This is a genomic window from Bradyrhizobium sp. 186, assembly GCF_023101685.1.
Taxonomy (GTDB): Bacteria; Pseudomonadota; Alphaproteobacteria; order Rhizobiales; family Xanthobacteraceae; genus Bradyrhizobium.
Genome location: NZ_CP082164.1, coordinates 226,477 through 248,830 on the forward strand (window position 1 = coordinate 226,477; position 22,354 = coordinate 248,830).

A 22,354-nucleotide genomic window follows, 5' to 3' on the forward strand; every position below is an offset into this window, starting at 1 on the left:
CAGTCTGGATTGCTTCGCTTCGCTCGCAATGACGGAGCGAGACGAAACAGTCGGGCTAAATCTTCAGCTCACTCCCCGTCACCCGCCGATATGCTTCCAGGTACCGCTCGCTGGTCGCGTCCACCACGCTTGCCGGCAAGGGCGGCGGCGGGGCATCGCCGTTCCAGCGGCCGGCGCGGCGTTCGACGTCGAGATAGTCGCGCAGCGGCTGCTTGTCGAAACTCGCCTGCGGCTGGCCGGGCTTGTAGGCATCGACCGCCCAGAAGCGCGAACTGTCCGGCGTCATGACCTCGTCGATCAGGATGATGCGGCCGTCCTTGTCGCGGCCGAACTCGAACTTGGTGTCCGCGATGATGATGCCCTGCTCGCGCGCGAGCTCCTCGCCGAGCGTGTAGATCGCGCGCGTCATGCTCTCGAGCGTGTAAGCGACCTCATCGCCGACGACCTCGCGCATCTGCGCGATGGTGATGTTCTCGTCATGGCCGGTTTCGGCCTTGGTCGCCGGGCTGAAGATCGGAGGGTTCAGCTTCTCGCTCTCGACGAGGCCAGCCTTCAGCTTCTCGCCGGCGAGCGTGCCGCTGGCGGCATATTCCTTCCAGGCCGAGCCGGAGAGATAACCGCGGATCACGCATTCGATCGGAAACACGGTGGTCCGGCGCGACAGCATCGCGCGGCCGAGAATCTCGGCGCGATGCGGCTTCAGCGCCGGCACCGCTGCGATGATCTCGTCGGTGTCGGCGCTGATCATGTGATGCGGCACCACGCCCTCGAGCTCGTTGAACCAGAACGCGCTGATCTGGGTCAGCACCGCGCCCTTCATCGGGATGGTCTCGCCCATTACGACGTCGAAGGCGCTGATGCGATCGGTGGTGACGAGCAGCAGGCGGTCGTCGTCGACGGCGTAGATATCGCGCACCTTGCCGCGCCCGATCTTGGGCAAAGGCAGGTCGCTGGAGTGCATGGTGGTCATCGGCAAAGCTTTCGCAGATATGGCCTTCGGGCAGGAAATCCGGCCGCGCCGGACAGCGCGACCGGAAACCGGGATAGCCTATTCCGGCAGCGGAATGAACTCATGTTCCTGCGGAACCGCGGCGAAGCGGCCGGTTTTCCAGTCCTGCTTGGCCTGCTCGATCCGCTCCTTGCTGGAGGAGACGAAATTCCACCAGATGTGGCGCGGCCCTTCCAGCGCATCGCCGCCGAGAAACATCATCCGCGTGGCTTTCAGCGCCTTCACGGTGATGCGGTCGCCGGGGCGGAAGATCAGCAGCCGCGGCCCCTCATAGCGCTCGCCCGCGATCTCGACCTCGCCGTCGACGATATAGATCGCACGCTCCTCGTGATCGGGGTCGAGCGGCACGCTGGCGCCCGCGACAGCCGTAACCTCGGTGTAGAACCAGGGCGACACCATCGACACCGGCGAGGTGATGCCGAAGGCGGAGCCCGCGATCACCCGCGCGGTGAAGTCGCGCTCGGAGATCATCGGCAGATCGCCGGCACCGTAATGCTGGAACGACGGCGCGATCTCCTCCGATCCGGCCGGCAGCGCGATCCAGCTTTGCAGGCCGAGCATCTGTTGTCCCGAGGCGCGCTGCGCATCCGGCGTGCGTTCGGAATGCGCGATGCCGCGCCCGGCCGTCATCAAATTCATCGCGCCGGGCGCGATTTCCTGGACGTTGCCCTCGCTGTCGCGATGCATGATCGCGCCGTCGAACAGATAAGTGACGGTGGCAAGCCCAATATGCGGATGCGGCCGCACGTCCATGCCCTTGCCGGACATGAACTGCACCGGTCCGAAATGATCGAAGAAGATGAAGGGGCCGACCATCTGCCGCCTGCCATGCGGCAGCGCGCGCCGAACCGTGAACCCGTCGCCAAGGTCGCGGGTGCGCGGCACGATGACGAGATCGAGCGCATCGCAGGACATGGGATCGCCGAGGACGGGATCGTTCGAGGGTTGCCAGCTCATGGCGGACTCCTTTTGGCTTTATTCTTGGTTCTGTTGGGCCCGATGGTAGCAGACTTTGGCATCGCCGTCGCGACGAAGCCCTCTGTCATGCCCCGCGCAGGCGGGGCATCCAGTACGCCGCGGCCTCTCGGTTCAATCATTGCCGTCTCGGAGTACTGGATCGCCCGGCCAAGCCAGGCGATGACAGTTGTGGGTGAGGAGGGTCCTTGAAAAAAAGTGCGCAACGAACGATGTTCGGCTGTTTTCAACCGCGACCGATCGCATCGCCCGATGACCCTTGCCGCAACCGAGCTCGCCTTTCGCGCCGCCAGCGTCGCGCTGCTGCTGGTGCTGGCGGCGTCATTGCTCGCCGATTTTCGCAATGTGCCGGCGGGGCGGCTCGGCGCTGCGTTCGTGCTGAGCTCGGCCGCGCATGCTGTGAGCTATTCGTTGGATGTCACGTCGCGGATCCCGCTCTGGCATGCACCGCTGATCGCGTTGTCGACCGGCAGCATCGTCGTGTTCTGGCTGTTCACACGCTCCCTGTTCGACGACGAGTTTCACCTCCGCTGGTGGCACGGATCGGTCTGGGCGCTGGTGACGGCCTTCAGCTTCGCAGGCTGCGTCTGGATTGCACCCAGCGGCCATGTGCGGTTCTCGGTGACGGTGGTCAATCTGATCGTGCTCGGTTTCATCGCGCTTGCGGTCGGGCAGACGATCGCCTCCTGGCCGGCCGACCTGGTCGAGCGCCGCCGCAGCGTTCGCGTCTTCATCGTCTGCGCAACCGCGCTCTATGGCGGGCTGAACGCGGTGCTCCAGATCGCCGTCGCCGGGCACCACGTCGGCGATGTCGCCGAAACCATCAATGCCGGCGTGCTCGCCTGCACCGTTGCGGCGATCGTCTATGCCATGATGCGCGTTGACGGGGCGGATCTGTTTCCGGCCGCGGCGGAGCCCGCAGCGCCGATTGTTTTCAGTCAGCCTGCGGCCGACGTCGCCGCCGATCAAAAGCTCATCGACGCCCTGATGCGGCTGATGGCGGACGAGCGGATCTATCGCCGGGAGAACATCACCATCGGTGTTCTGGCGGGGCGGCTGAAGATTCCGGAATACCGGCTGCGCCGGCTGATCAACCAGCGGCTCGGCTATCGCAACTTCAATGTGTTCCTGAACAACCACCGGATCGAGGAAGCCAAGTCCGCACTCGCCGATCCCGCCCAGGCCGAGGTTCCCGTCATCACCATCGCGATGGACGCGGGCTTCCAGTCGCTCGGCCCCTTCAACCGCGCCTTCAAGGCCGTCACGGGCGTGACGCCAACCGAATATCGGCGGCTCAAAGCCGAGGTGGCTTAGAGCTTATTTCGTTGAAGTTACGTAAGAATTCCAGAATCGACTAGCCCCGGTCAGTTTCGGCGAGGTCGTATTTCAAATCCGGCGAGCACGCTTCGCCCGCATCCGGTTCCTTCTCCGCCACTCGCCCCGAAGCCGGAGAAAGCCCGTGACCCGCCGCCGCAAGATCATCCTCGCTACCACCGCCATCGCCTTTGCCGGCCTCGCGCTCGGCGCGGCGCGGGCCCGCGACGTGCCGAAGGTTGCCACCGGCTTTATCGCCGACACGCTCTGCTCGGAGACGTTCGTCTCCGGCCTCGATCCCATGCGCGACCTCGCCGAGACCACCGACGCGATGCCAGGTGCGGGTCTTCTGACCTGGGCGATGGATTTTCGGGTCGATCGCGCCCGCAAGGATGTCACGGTGAGTCTGTTCGGCATCGGCCGCAGCCATGCCGTCTATCGCGAGGGGCTCGGCTGCACGCTCGAGCACGGCCAGGGGATCGCCGAAGTCGCGTTGCCGCCTGATGACAAACAGCCGACGTTGCTCCACGAGATCGCCGAACCGGGACTCGTGCCGCCGCAAAGCGAGGGGCTGTCCGCCGCGCTCGACTGCGCTTTCGCCGAGCCCGCGCAACCGCCTTATCGCCGCACCCGCGCGATCGTTGTCATGAAGGCCGGGCGCATCGTTGCCGAGCGCTATGCTGATGGTGTCGGACCGGAGACGCAGCTGCTCGGCTTCTCCATGACGAAGTCGGTGATGTCGGCGCTGACAGGCATTCTCGTGCGCCAGGGCAAGCTCAAGCTCGACGGGCCCGCGCCAATTGCCGCCTGGCAAAATCCTGATGATCCGCGCCATGCCATCACCGTCGATCAATTGCTGCGTCACACGGCAGGCATCGCGCTCGGAAGCTCATTGCAGGCCTCGCTCAGCTCCGCGCTGGAGCCGGTCAATGCCATGAAATACGCCGAGGACGATATGGCCAGCTTTGCCGAGCGCGCGCCGCTTGCGACTGCACCGGGCACGGCATGGAAGTATCATGACGGCAACTTCCTCATTCTCGCGCATCTGATCCGCAACGCCGCCGGCGGCAGGCCCGCGGATGCGCTTGCCTTCGCGCGCCGCGAATTGTTTGCGCCGCTCGGTATGAACAACGTCACGCTCCAGCTCGACGGCGCCGGCACGATCGAGGGCTCCGGCGAGATGCTGGCATCCGCGCGCGACTGGGCGCGCTTCGGCCAGCTCTACCTCAACGACGGCACCGTCGGCGGCAAGCGCATCCTGCCCGAAGGTTGGGTGAACTACTCTGCCACGGCCACGCCGAACGCGTGGGTCGGCATCGGCGCCGGCTTCTGGACCAACCAGGGCGGCAGCTTTGGTGCGCATTTTCGTATCGCGCACGGCTGGCCGCGCGATGCCTTCTTCGCCAAGGGCACGATCGGGCAGTACACCATTGTGATCCCGTCGGAGCGCCTGGTCATCGTGCGGCTAGGCCGCTCGCCGAATTGGCCACCGGAAGCGGATGGCGTGTTTGATCTCGTGCGCGACGTGGTGGCAGCGACGCGCGAGAAGGGGAAGTTGGCGGGGGTGAATTGACGACAGAGCGGAGCGCCTGCTCTTCTTCCTTCTCCCCTTGTGGGAGAAGGTGGCGCGAAGCGCCGGATGAGGGGTCTCTATCCACCGATTCGATCGCTAGAGATTCATTCGCGGAGAGAACCCCTCACCCGGCTCGCCGCTTCGCGGCGATCCACCCTCTCCCACAAGGGGCGAGGGTGCACCGTCTGCGCGGCGCGAACTCGAATCTACTGCCGTCCCAGCTCCGTCGCCTTCGCCACGCGATCGAACCGCTCCAGCGATAGGATCGCATCGGCAAACTTCTCCGCCCGCGCATTCAAAACCGGCCGCGCCAGTGTCAAAAACTTCTGCTGCATCGCCTGCGCGTCGGGGAACGAGGTCGGCTCGCCGGAGGGATCGGCATAGAGCCGCTCGTGCACGCCGTCATCGGTGATGATGCTGACGCGCGCGCCGAACGGATGGGTGCGGCCGATCTCGAGCCGGTCGTCCTGCACCACGTCGAACTTGTCGGCGAGCGCGTCGATGGCGGCATCGCCGAGCCGGCTGTAATCGTCCCAGCCAAAACTGCCCTGGTCGAGCGCGAGCGCGCCGGTGAAGAACATCGAGAACTGGCCGCCGACGATGGATGTCGGATGGCGCTTGGTTGCGGCATCGCCGGTCAGCGTGATGCCGTTGCGATGCAGGCCGATCTCGACGCGCTTGACCTGGTCGGGCGTCAGATTGTGCTCGCGCCGCATCGCGATCAGCGCGTCGATCGCGGCGTGCGTATAGCGGCAGCTCGGATACGGCTTGACGCCGATCTTCATCGTTTCATAGGTCTTGCCGAGTTCGGCGACCGCCTTGTCCGGATGCGCGTCGTCGGTATAGCCGGCGAGCAGGCCGTGCTTGCCCTCGACCGATTCCGTCGCGCCGACGAAATCGTTGCGCGCCAGCGTCGCGGCGATCACCCCGTTCATCGCGGCGGCGCCGACCTGGTAGCGCTTGTTCCAGGCGCCGTTGACCAGAAATTGGAGCGAGCCCGCGGCCTGGCTGCCGGCGACCCCGAAGGCGGCGACGATCTGCGTCTCGCTGAGACCGAACAGCTTGCCAGCTGCCGCCGCCGCGCCATAGGTGCCGGCGGTGGCGGTCGGATGGAAGCCGCGCGCATAATGCGAGGTCGGGTCGAGCGCGTTACCGAGCCGGCAGCAGACCTCGTAGCCCGCGACGATCGCGGTCAGCACGTCGCGCCCGGAGGCGCCGACCATCTCGCCGACGGCGAAGGCGGCCGGGACGACCGGCGCGCTCGGATGCAGCGAGGAATCCGCGTGCGTATCGTCGAAGTCGAGGGAATGGCCGAGCGCGCCGTTGAGCAGCGCCGCGACCGCTGGTGTCCAGGTCTTGCTGTCGCCGAACACGGTGGATTCGCCCTTGGTGTCGAGTGCGAGAGCCTCCAGCATCTTCAGGATCGACGGGGTGGATTCAGCCTCGCTGCGGGCCCGGATGGCGCTGCCGAGGAAATCCAGCGTCAGCACTTTTGCGCGATCCAGCACCTCCGCCGGAATATCCTGGAATTTCAGGTTGGCGACATAGGCGGCAAGCGTTGCGGTTTCGTGGGCCATCGTGTTTCCTCGTTTTGCCGGGCAAATTAGGCGGGCTGATTTGGCCTTTCAAGCGGCCTCGCAGCCGCGGGCATCAGCCATGCTTTTGGGTTGGTTACGAGGATTGGACCGGGGACGTTCGACGATGGCACTTGCAAGACAGCTGTTCGACCGGATCCGGTCGCGCCGAACGCAAGTGGGGCTGGCGATCCGGGTCACGGTGGCGGCGACCGCGGCCTATGCGATCGCCACCGCGTTGCATCTCTTGTTGCCGCTCTGGGCCGTGCTGACCTCGCTGATCGTGACCCAGATGAGCGTCGGGCGTTCGCTGAAGGCGACGCGCGACTACATGCTCGGCACGATCGGTGGCGCCATCTATGGCGGCGCCATCGCGATCCTGATCCCCTATTCCAGCGAGGCCGGGCTGTTGGGGCTGCTGGTGCTCTCGGTCGCCCCGCTCGCGTTCATTGCCGCGATCAATCCGAGCCTGAGTGCCGCCACGGTGACGGCCGTGATCGTGCTGCTGGTTCCAACCATGCATCATTCCGATCCGATGACCTCGGCGATCGACCGCGTCAGCGAGGTTGCGGTCGGCGCGATCACCGGGCTGCTGGTCTCGTTCCTGGTATTGCCGTCGCGCGCGGTGCGGCAGATTCGAGCCAGCGCAGCGCGGCTGCTCGAACTGATCGCGGAGGCCCTCACCGAACTGCTCGCAGGCCTGACACGCGGGCGCGACAACGACGCGCTGCATCGGATCCAGGACGGCATCGGCACTGCGATGGTCGGCCTCAATGCGATCGGCGCAGAGGCCGAGCGCGAGCGCGCGGCGCGGCTGTCAGGCGGGCCCGACACCGGCCCGCTGCTGCGAACGATTTTGCGGCTGCGCCATGATGTCGTGATGATCGGGCGCTCGACCGTGGTGCCGCTGCCGGCGGACGTGCAGATCAGGCTTGCCGCGCCGCTGGCGGAGGTCAGTGCGGCGATCGCACGCTTTCTGAAGTCCGCGGCCGAAGCACTGCGGGCAGGCGCGGGCGCGCCGCCGATCCATCCCGTGCACGTCGCGCTTCAGCACTACGCCGAGGCGGTCGCCGCCGTGCGCCAGGACGGCCTGATCCGCGGACAGCCCGGCGACACCGCCGAGCGCTTCTTCGCCATCGGCTTCTCGCTGGAGCAGATGCACCAGAACCTGTGCGATCTCGATCGTGTCGTCGGCGAATGGTCGGAGGCTGCCGCAGACGCGCCTGCGCGGGTTGCCGATTAGTTATCGGGCCGGCTCTACGATGCTTCCCATCATGCTGCGCACGACGAGCTTGTGGAACGGCATGATGAGCGTGAGATACGTCCGGCCCAAGAGATTATGTGTCCGCACCAGCGTGGTCGACGTCACCTGCCGACCTGTCGCGTCGCCGGCCACGTCGACGACGATGCGAAAGTCGAGATGGTGGTCGTTGAAGCCTGCGACCAACCGCTCCGGCGTTTCGCTGACCACCGGAAACAGGCCGATCAGGCCACCCGGTGCCGGCGCGCCTTCGCCCGATGTCTTCAGCCCGAACGGTGTCACCAGGATGTTGCGCAGGCGCAGCAGCGCATCGATCCAGCGCGGCCCGTGCAGGACCATCCGGACGCAGGCCTGACGGGCATCGAGGCCGGCCGTGCCGATCTCGATGCGATAGGCATCGATAAACTGCGCGCCGGCCAGCACTGCACCGGCATCGACCTCGGGGGTAACTTCGCGGACGGATGTCATCCGCCCAATCTGCGCGCCAGCATCCGAAAGCGCAAGATCAGGAGCCCGGCATAGACGAATGTCCCGATCGACAGCCCGATCCAGACGCCGACGGCACCAAGCCCGGCGTGAAAGGCCAGTATCCAGGCGATCGGGAAGGCGATGCACCAATAACCGATGGCGGCGAACACCAGCGTCATCCGCGTGTCATTGAGGCCGCGCAGCGCCCCGCCTATAATGGTCTGGAGGGCATCGGCGATGAAGAAGGTGGCGCCGACCAGGAGCAGCGTTGCGGTCAGCTCGACGGTGGCTGCGCTGGCTTCGCCGCTGCCGAAGAACAGTCGCCCCAGCGCATAGCGGCCGAGCACGATCGCGATCGTGAGAGCGGAGACCAATGCGATCCCGAGCAGCGCCGCAACCAAGCCCGCGCGCCTCACGGCCGCCGGCTCGTTACGTCCGAAGGCGTGGCCGACCCGCACCGTCGCCGCCATGCTGATGCCGAGCGGGACCATGAACAGCACCGCCGTGACCTGAAGTGCGATCTGGTGCGCGGCAAGCGCGCTGGTCGAGATCAGCCCCATCAGCAGCGCGGCCGAGGAGAACAGGCCATACTCCATCAGCAGCGACAACGAGATCGGAGCGCCGATCGCGATGAGCTGGCGCATCAGCGGCCAGTGGATCCGCCATAGATAGGCGAGCGGATGATAGTCGGCGAAGGGCTTTCGCAAGGCGACGATGCCGAGCGCGGCAGCGAAGGTGGCGGCATTGACCAGCGTGGTCGCAAGCCCGGCGCCGAGCAGGCCGAGCTGCGGCAGGCCGAACAGGCCGTGGATCAGCAAATAGACCAACGCGGCATTGGCGGGGATCGCCGCAAGCGTGATCCACAGCGGCGCCTGCGGCCGGTTCACCGCGCTCATCATGCTGCGCAGCGCGACGAAGCCGAGCGCCGGCGCGATGCCCCAGGCCAGCCCGTTCAGATAGTGCTGGGCCAGCGCGGCGGAATGCGGCGCCTGTCCAAGCGCCAGCAGGATCTGCTCGCCATAGAGCGGCGAGGCCATCATCGGCAGTGAGATCAGCAGCGCGACCCACAAGCCGGCGCGCAAGGCGTGTCGAAGCCGTCTGACGTCGCCGGCACCAAACGCCTGCGCCGCCAGCGGCGACACTGCGACGACGAGACCGAGTCCGAAAGTGAAGCTGACGAAATACACCGTATGTGCCAACGCCGCGGCCGCCACCGCGTCCTCGCCGAGCCGCCCGATCAGCGCGAGATCGGTCGTCATCATCGCGATCTGCCCGAGCTGCGTCAGCATCATCGGCACGGCCAGCCGCAGCGTCTCGACGAATTCATCGGCGAGATGGTTGGGCTGCACGCCTTGTGGCTGCGAACGAGGCTGGACGGTGTCGAGCATGGCCGGTCAATAGCACAGCCACGCGTCGAAACCATGGCCTGCGCTCACCCTCTCCCCTTGTGGGAGAGGGTGGCTCGCCGCGTAGCGGCGAGACGGGTGAGGGGTGTCTCTCCGCGAATCCGTTCTTACGATTTGAGTTTGCCGATGCAACCCCTCATCCGGCGCTTCGCGCCACCTTCTCCCACAAGGGGAGAAGGGAAGCACTCGGAGAGGTCCCGCAAGCGGGGCGAGGTGAGAGCAAGCGCCTCAGCTCTTCCGCTCGGGCACGCGCTTGATCTTCGCGCCCAGCGCGTTCAGCCGTTCCTCGATGCGCTCGTAGCCGCGCTCGATCTGGTCGGCGTTGTTGATCGTGGACGTACCCTCGGCGCAAACGGCGGCAAGCAGCATCGCCATGCCGGCGCGGATGTCGGGCGAGGTCATCGGCGCGCCGCGCAGGCGGCTGGGACCCGCGATGATGGCGCGGTGCGGGTCGCACAACACGATGCGGGCGCCCATCGCGATCAGCTTGTCGACGAAGAACATCCGCGATTCGAACATCTTCTCGAACATCAGGATTACGCCCTCGCATTGCGTGGCGGTGACGATCGCGATCGACATCAGGTCGGCGGGGAAGGCCGGCCAGGGCTGGTCCTCCAGCTTCGGCACGTGGCCGCCAAAGTCGTCCTGGATCTTCAGCGTCTGGTTCGAGGGCACGATGAGGTCGTCGCCCTCGACGCGGCAGACGATGCCGAGCCGCTCGAATCCCATGCGGACCGAGCGCAGATGCTCGACGCCGGCGCGCACGATGCGCAAGGGCGAGCGGGTCACGGCAGCCAAGCCGATCAGCGAGCCGACCTCGATATGATCAGGCTGAATGGAGTAAGTCGCTGCTCCCAGCGTCGCCGGTCCATGCACGATCATGGTGTTGGTGCCGATGCCTTCGATCTTCGCACCGAGCGCGACCAGAAAGTTGGCGAGGTCCTGCACATGCGGCTCGGAGGCCGCGTTGCGCAGGAACGTGGTGCCGTCGGCGGCCACGGCCGCGACCAGTGCGTTCTCGGTCGCGGTGACGCTGGGCTCGTCCAGGAACACGTCGGCGCCGGTGAGTTTCGAAGCGCGGAATTCCAGCCGGTCGGTCGCGGTGACCTTGGCGCCGAGCTGTTCCAGCGCCAGCATATGCGTGTCCAGACGGCGGCGGCCGATGACGTCGCCGCCGGGCGGCGGCAGCATCACCTCGCCGCAGCGGGCGAGCAGGGGGCCCGCGAGCAGGATCGAGGCGCGGATGCGGACGCAGAGCTCGGGATCGAGATCGGCGGCGCGGATGCTCTTGGCGTGAATGACAAGCGTATTGCGGGCGGTCCATTCGGCCGACGCGCCGACCGAGCGGATCAGCTCCACCAGCGTCTCAGTGTCGCGGATGCGCGGCACGTTCTCGAGCGTCACGGGGTGCTCGGTGAGCAGCGCGGCCGCGATGATCGGCAGCGCCGAATTCTTGTTGCCGGACGGCTCGATCGAGCCCGAGAGCCGATGACCGCCCTCGACGATATATTGGATGGGCGCCACTTGGGTCTCTCGCTGTCCTGTGTGGGGCGGGGCTGCTCTACGAGGCGGAAAATACAGAGAATTGCGCGCGGTAGCAAATGCACTTGCCGCGGCGCCGTTCCCGTCCGGCAGCTCGAAGAGGCCATTTGGGCTTACGACGTCGCACGATCCTCTCCATGAACACGCTGTCAGACGACGGCGGCTGGATTGGGGACGATTTGCTGGCCGAGCTGGCGAGCCAGTCGGTGCAGAATGCGGTGCTTGGTTTCCAATACCCTCGCCTCGTATTGAGCCACACCTGTCTCGACGAAGTCGAGGCCTTTGACCATCACGCGCCAGAAGAGTGTGGCTAGTTTTCGCGCGAGGGCCTTGTTCGCCACCAAGCCGCCGCGCCGTGCCGCCATGCGCCGGTAAAAGCCGCCGAGCGCGACGTATTTGCTGCGGGCCAAGGCACGGGCCATCACACAAAAGATCTGGCCGGCTCGGTTGCGGCGCCGTTTGACCGAAGCCTTGCGTTTGCCGCTTTGAGCGCTTCCGGGAGCAAGCCCCAACCACGAGGTGAAGTGCTTTTCAGTCCGCCACTTGGTCAGATCCGTGCCAACTTCACCGATGAGCTGCAAAACGCTGTACTCGCTATGGGCGGGCAGCGTCGTCAAATCCTTGGCGCCACAGATCTGTGCGAGGATCTCCCGCAGATCCGCGATATCCGGCGCATTGACGCCCGGCCGCGTGCGCGGTTTTCCTGTCTTTGTCGAAGCGGCCGGTGGCGGCACCTTCGCGTCCGGCATCTGGCGAAGGACGACCGCAATCTGGCGATCGCAGGCGGCGATGAGGCCTTGATAATGGTCCCAGCTTTGAACGGCCTGCGCGAGGGCGAACAAATGTTCTTCGGCCCAGTCGCCGCGCAGCGATTCGACGACGCGCTCAGCTTTGACGTTGCGGATTCGAATATCGCATAGACCCAACAGGACCTGCGGATCGCGTTCACCGGCGAGGATGGCGCGGATCACGGTCAGACCGCTCGCCCCGGTCAGAGAGCTGATGACTTCGTGCAGTTTGATATTCATCCGCTCCAGCGCTTTTTGCATGTGCTGGACATGTCCGGCGGCCGCCGCGATGTGGTCCCCGCGAAGGCGCAGATAGTCCTGCAGACGGCGGATATTGGCCGGGGGAACAAAGCCCGCCCGCAGCAAGCCATGCGCATGCAGCGTGGCGCCCCACTGGCAGTCTTTCATGTCGGTCTTGCGCCCCGGAAGATTGCGCGTTTGGCGGCCATCGACCATCACCACCTCCATGCCCGCAGCTTCCAGAACCCCATAGAGCGGCAACCAATAGACCCCGGTCGCTTCCATCGCGACTGAGCGCACCTGATGTTCGGCCAAATAGTCGCGCAGCGCATGCAGCTGCGAGGTCACCGTGCCGAACAGCGCGGGTGGCCCACCCGCGATCGACACATGCATTTTCTCACTGCCGACATCAACAAAGGCTGCACGCGGATCCAGCACCGCCAATTCACTCATTCAAGCCCTCATGTCCTTCTGCTGTCCATTCTGGTGCGAAGCCCCGCCAAGAGCCCAACCGCGCTTTGAGATTGCAAACCTCTCCAACGGGAAGCGCAATGCTCGCCAAAATGTGCAATCGCCAGCGATCGGAGCCAACCTCATGGCCGGGCAACCAAGTGCACCAGAGGATCATGCGGCCACACTGCTCCAGGCGGAACCCCGCAGCCACGATACCGTGTTCATGGTCCGTGTGCAGCGCCGGTTTCGGAGCTGGGGGCTCTCCATGAACACGCTGTCAGACGACGGCGGCTGGATTGGGGACGATTTGCTGGCCGAGCTGGCGAGCCAGTCGGTGCAGAATGCGGTGCTTGGTTTCCAATACCCTCGCCTCGTATTGAGCCACACCTGTCTCGACGAAGTCGAGGCCTTTGACCATCACGCGCCAGAAGAGTGTGGCTAGTTTTCGCGCGAGGGCCTTGTTCGCCACCAAGCCGCCGCGCCGTGCCGCCATGCGCCGGTAAAAGCCGCCGAGCGCGACGTATTTGCTGCGGGCCAAGGCACGGGCCATCACACAAAAGATCTGGCCGGCTCGGTTGCGGCGCCGTTTGACCGAAGCCTTGCGTTTGCCGCTTTGAGCGCTTCCGGGAGCAAGCCCCAACCACGAGGTGAAGTGCTTTTCAGTCCGCCACTTGGTCAGATCCGTGCCAACTTCACCGATGAGCTGCAAAACGCTGTACTCGCTATGGGCGGGCAGCGTCGTCAAATCCTTGGCGCCACAGATCTGTGCGAGGATCTCCCGCAGATCCGCGATATCCGGCGCATTGACGCCCGGCCGCGTGCGCGGTTTTCCTGTCTTTGTCGAAGCGGCCGGTGGCGGCACCTTCGCGTCCGGCATCTGGCGAAGGACGACCGCAATCTGGCGATCGCAGGCGGCGATGAGGCCTTGATAATGGTCCCAGCTTTGAACGGCCTGCGCGAGGGCGAACAAATGTTCTTCGGCCCAGTCGCCGCGCAGCGATTCGACGACGCGCTCAGCTTTGACGTTGCGGATTCGAATATCGCATAGACCCAACAGGACCTGCGGATCGCGTTCACCGGCGAGGATGGCGCGGATCACGGTCAGACCGCTCGCCCCGGTCAGAGAGCTGATGACTTCGTGCAGTTTGATATTCATCCGCTCCAGCGCTTTTTGCATGTGCTGGACATGTCCGGCGGCCGCCGCGATGTGGTCCCCGCGAAGGCGCAGATAGTCCTGCAGACGGCGGATATTGGCCGGGGGAACAAAGCCCGCCCGCAGCAAGCCATGCGCATGCAGCGTGGCGCCCCACTGGCAGTCTTTCATGTCGGTCTTGCGCCCCGGAAGATTGCGCGTTTGGCGGCCATCGACCATCACCACCTCCATGCCCGCAGCTTCCAGAACCCCATAGAGCGGCAACCAATAGACCCCGGTCGCTTCCATCGCGACTGAGCGCACCTGATGTTCGGCCAAATAGTCGCGCAGCGCATGCAGCTGCGAGGTCACCGTGCCGAACAGCGCGGGTGGCCCACCCGCGATCGACACATGCATTTTCTCACTGCCGACATCAACAAAGGCTGCACGCGGATCCAGCACCGCCAATTCACTCATTCAAGCCCTCATGTCCTTCTGCTGTCCATTCTGGTGCGAAGCCCCGCCAAGAGCCCAACCGCGCTTTGAGATTGCAAACCTCTCCAACGGGAAGCGCAATGCTCGCCAAAATGTGCAATCGCCAGCGATCGGAGCCAACCTCATGGCCGGGCAACCAAGTGCACCAGAGGATCATGCGGCCACACTGCTCCAGGCGGAACCCCGCAGCCACGATACCGTGTTCATGGTCCGTGTGCAGCGCCGGTTTCGGAGCTGGGGGCTCATGGTAAGGAGCGCGGAACGCGCGTCTCCGGACGATGCTTCGCATCGCCGGGCGAACCATGAAGGCCGCAATCGAGACTCCTAATGTGGAGAGAGCCCCCACAACCCATCTTCAATGGGCTGCGACCTCCCCCGCAGGCGCAGGGCCATCGCATATGGCGAGCGCTTGGGGTACCGAAGCCTCCACGCCGTCATGGCCGGGCTTGTCCCGGCCATCCACGTCTTGCCGCGCCGTACGAAGAACGTGGATGCCCGGGACAAGCCCGGGCATGACGACCTCCAGTGAAGGAACATATGCGATAGCCCTGCCCGCAAGCGGGAGAGCTTGCTGCGAGCCCGCGGCCCAATCGATTCAACCTAAAGCCATTCCGCTTTAGATATCGATCGTCGCACTCAGCGAGTGCTCCTGGATGAAGTCGCGGCGCGGTTCGACCACGTCGCCCATCAGCTTGGTGAAGATGTCGTCGGCCTCGTCGACCTCCTTGACCTTCACCTGGAGCAGTGAGCGCGCGTCGGTATCCAGCGTCGTCTCCCAGAGCTGTCCCGGGTTCATCTCGCCCAGACCTTTGTAGCGCTGGAGCGTGATGCCCTTGCGGCCGGCGTCGGTGACCGCCTCGAACAGGTCGACCGGACCGTGGACAGGGTGCTCGACGTCCTTGCGGCGCAGCTTGCCGGGGCGGACATAAACGTCCTGGAGCTTCACCGTGTACTCGTCGAGCTTGCGGGCTTCGACGGATCCCAGAAAGGCGTCGTCGATGACGGCGGCTTCCTTGACGCCGCGCACCGTGCGCTCGAACTGGAATCCCTGGCCTTCCACGTACTGGCCGACCCAGCCACGCTCGACCTCTTCGGCCTGATTGTCCAATCGACTGGCGATGTACTGTGCGGCAGCGGCAGCTTTCTCGGGATCGCCGTAGATCGCCTTGTTGAGCACGCCGGTGATGGCGGCCTGCTCGATGACCTTGCGATTGTAGCGGCTGTGCAGGCTGCGCAGGATGCTGCGGACGACGCGGGCGTCGTCGACCAGCGAACGCAGGTCGCGGCCGGTGCGATCACCGCCGGTTCCGGGAATGTAGACGCAGTCATCGAGCCCGGTATCGATCAGGTAGTCTTCCAGCGCCCGCTCGTCCTTCAGGTACTGCTCGGACTTGCCGCGCGAGACCTTATAGAGCGGCGGCTGGGCGATATAGAGATAGCCGCCGTCGATGATGTCGCGCATCTGCCGGTAGAAGAAGGTCAGCAGCAGGGTGCGGATGTGGGCGCCGTCGACATCGGCGTCCGTCATCACGATGATCTTGTGATAGCGCAGCTTCTCGATCGAGAATTCGTCGCTGATGCCGGTGCCGAGCGCAGTGATCAGCGTGCCGATCTGCTCGCTGCCCAGCATCTTGTCGGGGCGCACGCGTTCCACGTTGAGGATCTTGCCGCGCAACGGCAGCACCGCCTGGAATTCGCGGTTGCGGCCCTGCTTGGCGCTGCCGCCTGCCGAGTCACCCTCGACGATGAAGAGCTCGGACTTGGCCGGGTCCTTTTCCTGGCAGTCGGCGAGCTTGCCGGGGAGCGAGGAGACCGAGAGCGGACTCTTGCGCGTCAGCTCGCGCGCCTTGCGCGCGGCTTCGCGGGCGGCGGCGGCCTGGATCACCTTGCCGACGATCATCCTGGCTTCGCTGGGATGCTCTTCGAACCAGGCCTGGAGCGCCTCGTTGAGCACGTTCTCGACCACGGGGCGCACTTCCGAGGACACCAGCTTGTCCTTGGTCTGCGACGAAAACTTCGGATCGGGCACCTTCACCGACAGCACGGCGGTGAGGCCTTCGCGGCAGTCGTCGCCGGTCAGTGCGATCTTTTCCTTCTTGGCGTTGGTCTCGGCATAGCCGTTGACCTGGCGCGTCAGCGCGCCGCGGAACCCGGCGAGATGGGTGCCGCCGTCGCGCTGCGGGATGTTGTTGGTGAAGCACAGCACGTTCTCGTGGTAGCTGTCGTTCCACCACAGCGCCGCCTCGACGCCGAGGCCATTCAGCTCCGCGCGCACCATGATCGGCGCCGGCACGATCGCCTTCTTGTTGCGGTCGAGATATTTGACGAACTCCTCGACGCCGCCGGAATAGTGCATCTCCTCGCGCCTCTCGACCGCGTGGCGCATGTCGGAGAGGGCGATGTTGACGCCGGAGTTGAGGAAGGCGAGTTCGCGCAGCCGGTGCTCCAGCGTCGCGAAATCATACTCGATGTTCTTGAAGGTATCGGGCGAGGCGAGGAACGTCACCTCGGTGCCGCGCTTGCCCGGTGCATCGCCGACGACCTTCAGCGGTGCGACCGCATCGCCATGGGCGAATTCGATGGAATGTTCCTTGTTGTCGCGCCAGATGCGAAGCGTGAGCTTGCTCGACAGCGCGTTGACGACGGAGACACCGACGCCGTGCAGGCCGCCGGAGACCTTGTAGGAGTTTTGGTCGAACTTACCGCCGGCGTGGAGCTGGGTCATGATGACCTCGGCCGCCGAGATGCCTTCGCCCTTGTGGATGTCGACGGGAATGCCGCGGCCGTCGTCGCGCACGGTGACGGAATTGTCGGCATTGAGCACGACGTCGACGCGCGTGGCATGGCCCGCGAGCGCCTCGTCGATCGCGTTGTCGACGACCTCGTAGACCATGTGGTGCAGGCCCGAGCCATCGTCGGTGTCGCCGATATACATGCCCGGTCGCTTGCGGACAGCATCGAGACCCTTGAGCACCCGGATCGATTCCGCGCCGTATTCGCTTGCGATAGAGGGCTCGGTTTCGGCGGTCGTCTGCCGGGCAGGTTCTGTCATTGAGAGGCCTTCGCGGATGTCGTCGAATCAGCGGCGCAAAAAGGCGCTGATTACAGCCATTTGTGCCATGAAAGGAGGATTGCGCCTAGCGCAAAGTATCCTCCCCCAACCCTTTGACCAGATAGGGATTTTTGCCCGGTTTTCAAGGCGTTTCAAAGCCGTTTTCCAGGCCTGCGAAAAGCCCGATTCGGGGGTCCCGTTTTGGCCGCTTCGGAGGCCGCGTTTTTCCCGGAAAGCGAGCGCCCGGGAGGCCCTATCGCCGCGCCGACACGCGCCCGTTTTCGACGTCGAAAACCTCGCCCCCGGCGCTGATCTCGGCGAAGGCGGCCGGGTCCGCGCCGGTCAGCCACACCTGCGCGCCGAGCTTGCGCAGTTCCTCGAACAGCGCCGCGCGCCGGTTCGGATCGAGATGGGCGACGACTTCGTCGAGCAGCAGCAGCGGCACGATTCCGGTCATCTCGGCCACCAGCGTCGCGTGTGCCAGCACGAGGCCGATCAAGAGCGCCTTCTGCTCGCCGGTCGAGGCGTCGCGCGCCGGCATGCTTTTCGGCGCATAGATCACCTGGAGATCGGTCAGATGCGGGCCGTCGGTGGTGCGGCCGGCGATGGCGTCGCGCGCGCGGTTGTCGCGCAGGATCTGGCGGTAGCGGTCTTCGACCGCGGTCGCGGTCTCGGTGAGCAGCGCGTTCTCCATCCAGCCGTCGAGCGCGATCTGCGCCGATGGGAAAGCGGAAGCCTGCGCCCGGGCGTTCAGCATACCGGTCAATCGTGCCGCGGTCTGGCCGCGGGTCGCCGCCACTGCGACCGCAAGCTCCGCGGTTTCGCGCTCGATCGCGTCACACCAATGATCGTCATAGTTGCGCACCTCGAGCAGGCGGTTGCGCGAGCGCAAGGAACGTTCGAGCGCCGAGATCCGGCTGGAATGGTCACTATCGATAGCGAGAACCAAACGGTCGAAGAAACGGCGACGTTCGGAGGCAGCCCCCATGAACAGTCCGTCCATCGCCGGTGTCAGCCACACCATGCGGATATGGTCGCCGAAGGCGCTCGCCGAATTGACCGGCTCGCGGTCGATGCGGCAGCGCCGGCTGACCGCGCTGTCGGGCAGCGGCGCGTCGATGCCGGTGCCGAGCGTGGCAAGGCCCAGCGCGCCCTCGACCTGCGCCGAGACTGCCCAGGAGCCGTCGCCCTGATTGTCGGCGACATCGTCCAGCGTCGCGCGCCGCAAGCCCCGGCCCGGCGACAGAAACGAGATCGCCTCGATGCAATTGGTCTTGCCCGCCCCGTTCGGCCCGACCAGCGCCACCATGTCAGCCGCCGTCTCGAGCCCCGCCGCCCGGTAATTGCGAAAATGCGTCAGCGTCAGGCGATGAATGCGGGAGGGGGTCATGTTGGAACTGCGGCACGCTCTGATCCCCTCTCCCCTTGTGGGAGAGGGTGGCGCCTCACGTAGTGAGGCGACGGGTGAGGGGTATGTTACCGCCCGGCAAGCTTTGCAAGGATGTCCTCCTGCACGGCCACGGGTTGCTGTAACACATCGTTGTTCCAGTAGCGCGCCGTCTGAAAACCTTCGGCCGCAAGCGCGGCCTCACGGGTCGCATCGCCTTGCGATTCTGCGTGCTGGTTTCCGTCGATCTCGATCACAAGGCGCTTCTCGAAGCAGACGAAGTCGAGAATGTAGTTTTTGAAGGGGACTTGCCGGCGAAACTTGAAGGCGGATAGTTGACGCTCCCTCAGGAGCCGCCACATCGCAGCTTCCGCATCAGTCGGCTCGCGCCGCATATTCTTCGCAAACTCGCGGAGATGTTTGGGGACCGGCCGATGAGACGGCTCTTCCGGCACTAACCCCTCACCCAAGTGAGCCTGTATCTGCCTGCGGAGCTGCCCTCTCCCACAGGGGGAGAGGGCGCAGCAACGCGCATCGCGCCTGGTTCACGAGAGATAGCTCCGTACCGGCGCTGAGCCACCGCCCTCACACCCGCATCGGCATCAGCACGTACAGCGCGCTCTTGTCGTCGCGGTCCTGCACCAGGGTGGGCGAGCCGGGGTCGGCGAGCCTGAGCGTTGCGACCTCGCCTTCGATCTGGGAGGCGATGTCGAGCAGATAGCGCGAGTTGAAGCCGATATCGAGCGCATCGGAGGCGTATTCGACCTCGATCTCTTCGGTCGCGCTGCCGGAATCCGGATTGGTCACCGACAGCACCAGCTTGCCGGGCGACAGCGAGAGTTTTACGGCCCGGCCGCGCTCGCTGGAGATGGTGGAGACGCGATCGACCGCGTTCTCAAAGTCCTTCTTGTCGACCACGAGTTCCTTGTCGTTACCCTGGGGGATGACGCGGCCGTAGTCGGGGAAGGTGCCGTCGATCAGTTTTGAGGTCAGCACCACATTGCCGATGGTGAAGCGGATCTTGGCCTGCGACAGCTCGATCGTGACTTCGGCCTCGGTGTCCTCGATCAGGCGCTGCACCTCGCCGACGGTCTTGCGCGGGACGATGACGCCGGGCATGCCGTCGGCGCCCTTCGGCTGGACCAGGTCGAGCTGGGCGAGGCGGTGTCCGTCGGTGGCGACACCGCGCAGGGTAGCGGCCTTGGCGGTGCCGGCAGCGTGCAGATAGATGCCGTTGAGATAGTAGCGCGTCTCTTCGGTCGAGATCGCGAACTGGGTGCGGTCGATCAGCCGCTTGACGTCCTTGGCGGCGAGCGAGAAGGAATGCGACATGTCGCCGGCGGCCAGATCCGGAAAATCATTCTCCGGCAGGGTCTGAAGCGTGAAGCGCGAGCGGCCGGCACGGATCGCCAGCACCGCGCGGTCGCCGTCGGCTTCCAGCACGATCTGCGAGCCGTCCGGCAGCTTGCGCACGATGTCGTAGAACATGTGCGCCGGCACGGTGGTGGAGCCCGCGGTCGCGGTTTCCGCCGCGAGCGTCTCGGTCACCTCGAGGTCGAGGTCGGTCGCCTTCAGCGACAGTTTTGCGTTCTCGGCGCGGACCAGGACGTTGCCGAGGATCGGAATCGTGTTGCGGCGTTCGACCACGCGGTGGACGTGACCCAGCGACTTCAGGAGTTGCGCGCGTTCGACCGTAACCTTCATTGCACTACTCGCCCGATCCCCAAGAAAACATAGCGTTGAAAAAGCCGGGCGGCCGAATAAGCACACCGCGGCACCGAAGACCCCGAAAAGCCGGATCATCCAGCCGATATGACCAAAGCCGCCAGGGTCGTGCAAGGTGGCGCGAATGGCCATCCAATTCAAGGGATTGAGGGGTAGTTCCCCACGATTTACAGGCAAAAACGCGACCGCCGCCCCGGCGTGGCTGCGCTCCCTCGCCCGCTTGCGGGGAGAGGGTTGGGGTGAGGGGGAGTCTCCGCGGGGAAGGTGAGAATCGGACTCGCGGAGAGTCCCCCTCACCCGGAATCCGCGCTATGCGCGCATTCCGACCTCTCCCCGCAAGCGGGGCGAGGTGAAAAAGATAGGCGTTTATTCCTGAAGCTGGCGCTTCAGCGACTCGACCTCTTCCGACAGCGCCGTGTCCTTGGAGACCAGTGCCTCGATCTTGCGCACGGCGTGCAGCACCGTGGTGTGGTCGCGTCCGCCGAAGCGGCGGCCGATTTCCGGCAGCGAGCGCAAGGTCAGCGTCTTGGCGAGGTACATCGCCACCTGCCGCGGACGCACCACGTTGGCCGTGCGGCGCGAGGACAGCAGGTCGGAGCGGCTGACATTATACTGACGGGCCACCACGCGCTGGATGTCCTCGATCTTGATCCGCTTCGGCTCCTGCGGCCGGATCAGGTCGCGCACCTCGCGCTCGGCCATCTCCAGCGTCACCGGCTGGTTGTTGAGCTTGGAATGCGCCAGCAGCCGATTGATCGCGCCTTCGAGGTCGCGGCCGTTATGGGTGATGGTGCGCGCCAGATAAAGCAGCACCTCCTCCGGCACGTCGAAGGTCGCATGATGGGCGCGGGCGGCCGCGACGCGCGACTTGAGAATGCCATGCCGAAGCTCCTCGCCGAGCGAAGCCATCTCGACCACGAGCCCGCCGGCAAGCCGCGAGCGCACGCGATCATCGAGGCTTTCGAGATCGGACGGCGGACGGTCGGCCGCGATCACGACCTGGCGGCCGGCATCGATCAGCGCGTTCAGCGTGTGACAGAACTCGGCCTGCGTCGACTTGCCCTGGAGAAACTGGAGATCGTCGATGACGAGGACGTCGATGCCGCGCAGCGCTTCCTTGAAGGCGAGCGCCGTCTGCGTCTTCAGCGCGGCGACGAAGCCGTACATGAATTTTTCCGCGGTGAGATAGAGCACCTTGCGCTCGTTGCCGGAATTGCCGGCCCAGGTCACCGCCTGGAGCAGATGCGTCTTGCCGAGGCCGACACCGGCATGGATGTAGAGTGGGTTGAACATCACGGGATCGCCGCGGCGTCCCTCTGCGACCTGGCGCGCGGCCGCATGCGCCAGCGTGTTGGAGCGGCCGACGACGAAGCTCGCGAAGGTCAGGCGCGGATCGAGCGGCGAGCCGCCGAGCGCATCATGATTGGCGGAGACCGGCGCGGTCGCGGTCGAGCGCAGCTCCGGCGCGGGCGCGCGGCGCGTCTCGACCGGTGCGGGCGCTTCCTTGGGCTGCACGACCGGGCGCACCGCGGTGCGGACGGTGAGATCGATGCGATGCACTTCCGGCATCTCGGCCTGCCAGCACGACAGCACGCGCTCGGCGTAATGGGCCTGGATCCAGCTCTTCAGGAAGCGGGTCGGAACCGAGAGCCGCACGCTCTCTTCCTGCACACCTTCCAAATCCATACGCGCAAACCAGCTCGTATAGACGTCTTCGCCAACGGTTGAGCGCAGACGGCCCTTCACGCGTGACCAGCGATCTTGTTCCGGTGTTGTCATCGTTTGAAAACTTCTCGTGAGAGATAAAGTTGCGTTGTGAGCGCCATGCAGAGTTCCTGCCATGGCGCGACCTCGAGCGATTTCATCTTCAGACATAGCTCGACCGTTCGGCGCGAACGCCGCGGGTCAGATCAGCGATGTCAGAGATGGAGGGGTCGCGAGGTCAGCGCGTACTCGGCGC

Annotated in this window: 16 protein-coding genes; 3 read left to right on the top strand and 13 right to left on the bottom strand. The window is 65.2% G+C overall.

Going from position 1 to position 22,354, the window contains the following annotated elements; genetic code table 11:
- Positions 1-55: 55 nt before the first annotated feature.
- Both IVB18_RS01085 and IVB18_RS01090 read right to left on the bottom strand, forming a co-directional pair.
- Positions 56-970: a phosphoribosylaminoimidazolesuccinocarboxamide synthase gene (locus IVB18_RS01085; protein WP_247987508.1), complete on the bottom strand. Its 915-nt coding sequence runs from the start codon at positions 968-970 to the stop codon at positions 56-58.
- A gap of 78 nt (positions 971-1,048) precedes the next feature.
- A complete protein-coding gene (locus tag IVB18_RS01090; protein ID WP_247987509.1) occupies positions 1,049-1,966 on the bottom strand; it encodes a pirin family protein in 918 nt (305 codons plus the stop codon).
- Positions 1,967-2,236: 270 nt separating this feature from the next.
- Here IVB18_RS01090 and IVB18_RS01095 point away from each other — a divergent pair, with 270 nt between their 5' ends.
- Both IVB18_RS01095 and IVB18_RS01100 read left to right on the top strand, forming a co-directional pair.
- Positions 2,237-3,298 carry a helix-turn-helix domain-containing protein gene (locus IVB18_RS01095; RefSeq protein ID WP_247987510.1) on the top strand — a complete coding sequence of 354 codons (1,062 nt, stop codon included), beginning with the start codon at positions 2,237-2,239 and terminating at the stop codon, positions 3,296-3,298.
- 145 nt (positions 3,299-3,443) lie between these two features.
- Complete coding sequence (locus IVB18_RS01100) at positions 3,444-4,871, top strand: serine hydrolase (protein ID WP_247987511.1); 1,428 nt, start codon at positions 3,444-3,446, stop codon at positions 4,869-4,871.
- Between the two features lie 206 nt (positions 4,872-5,077).
- Here IVB18_RS01100 and IVB18_RS01105 read toward each other — a convergent pair whose 3' ends face one another.
- Complete coding sequence (locus IVB18_RS01105; RefSeq protein WP_247987512.1) at positions 5,078-6,448, bottom strand: MmgE/PrpD family protein; 1,371 nt, start codon at positions 6,446-6,448, stop codon at positions 5,078-5,080.
- A gap of 124 nt (positions 6,449-6,572) precedes the next feature.
- On the opposite strand from IVB18_RS01105, the gene IVB18_RS01110 reads away from it, so the two are divergent.
- The gene (locus IVB18_RS01110) at positions 6,573-7,688 is read left to right on the top strand and encodes an FUSC family protein (RefSeq protein WP_247987513.1); all 1,116 of its coding nucleotides are present in this window, start codon (positions 6,573-6,575) and stop codon (positions 7,686-7,688) included.
- Here the strand turns inward: IVB18_RS01110 and IVB18_RS01115 are convergent, their stop codons facing one another.
- From IVB18_RS01115 to dnaA, 10 genes are all read right to left on the bottom strand, one after another.
- Positions 7,689-8,174, bottom strand: a complete 486-nt coding sequence (locus IVB18_RS01115) for a DUF2867 domain-containing protein (RefSeq protein ID WP_247987514.1) — start codon at positions 8,172-8,174, stop codon at positions 7,689-7,691. It lies immediately after the preceding gene.
- Entirely contained in the window at positions 8,171-9,562 is a 1,392-nt protein-coding gene (locus tag IVB18_RS01120; protein WP_247987515.1) for an MATE family efflux transporter, read from the bottom strand. Before IVB18_RS01120 ends, IVB18_RS01115 begins: the two co-directional genes overlap by 4 nt.
- 246 nt (positions 9,563-9,808) lie before the next feature.
- A complete protein-coding gene (murA, locus tag IVB18_RS01125; RefSeq protein WP_247987516.1) occupies positions 9,809-11,104 on the bottom strand; it encodes a UDP-N-acetylglucosamine 1-carboxyvinyltransferase in 1,296 nt (431 codons plus the stop codon).
- 167 nt (positions 11,105-11,271) lie between these two features.
- Complete coding sequence (locus tag IVB18_RS01130) at positions 11,272-12,603, bottom strand: IS110 family transposase (protein WP_247987517.1); 1,332 nt, start codon at positions 12,601-12,603, stop codon at positions 11,272-11,274.
- Positions 12,604-12,880: 277 nt separating this feature from the next.
- Positions 12,881-14,212: an IS110 family transposase gene (locus IVB18_RS01135; protein ID WP_247987517.1), complete on the bottom strand. Its 1,332-nt coding sequence runs from the start codon at positions 14,210-14,212 to the stop codon at positions 12,881-12,883.
- 634 nt (positions 14,213-14,846) lie between these two features.
- The gene (gene gyrB, locus IVB18_RS01140; RefSeq protein ID WP_247987518.1) at positions 14,847-17,282 is read right to left on the bottom strand and encodes a DNA topoisomerase (ATP-hydrolyzing) subunit B; all 2,436 of its coding nucleotides are present in this window, start codon (positions 17,280-17,282) and stop codon (positions 14,847-14,849) included.
- Positions 17,283-17,535: 253 nt separating this feature from the next.
- A complete protein-coding gene (recF, locus tag IVB18_RS01145; RefSeq protein WP_247987519.1) occupies positions 17,536-18,672 on the bottom strand; it encodes a DNA replication/repair protein RecF in 1,137 nt (378 codons plus the stop codon).
- An 86-nt stretch (positions 18,673-18,758) separates the two neighbouring features.
- A complete protein-coding gene (locus tag IVB18_RS01150) occupies positions 18,759-19,124 on the bottom strand; it encodes a DUF559 domain-containing protein (RefSeq protein WP_247991934.1) in 366 nt (121 codons plus the stop codon).
- A 130-nt stretch (positions 19,125-19,254) separates the two neighbouring features.
- Complete coding sequence (dnaN, locus tag IVB18_RS01155) at positions 19,255-20,373, bottom strand: DNA polymerase III subunit beta (protein ID WP_247987520.1); 1,119 nt, start codon at positions 20,371-20,373, stop codon at positions 19,255-19,257.
- Between the two features lie 387 nt (positions 20,374-20,760).
- Positions 20,761-22,173, bottom strand: a complete 1,413-nt coding sequence (dnaA, locus tag IVB18_RS01160; protein WP_247987521.1) for a chromosomal replication initiator protein DnaA — start codon at positions 22,171-22,173, stop codon at positions 20,761-20,763.
- Between the last annotated feature and the right edge of the window lie 181 nt (positions 22,174-22,354).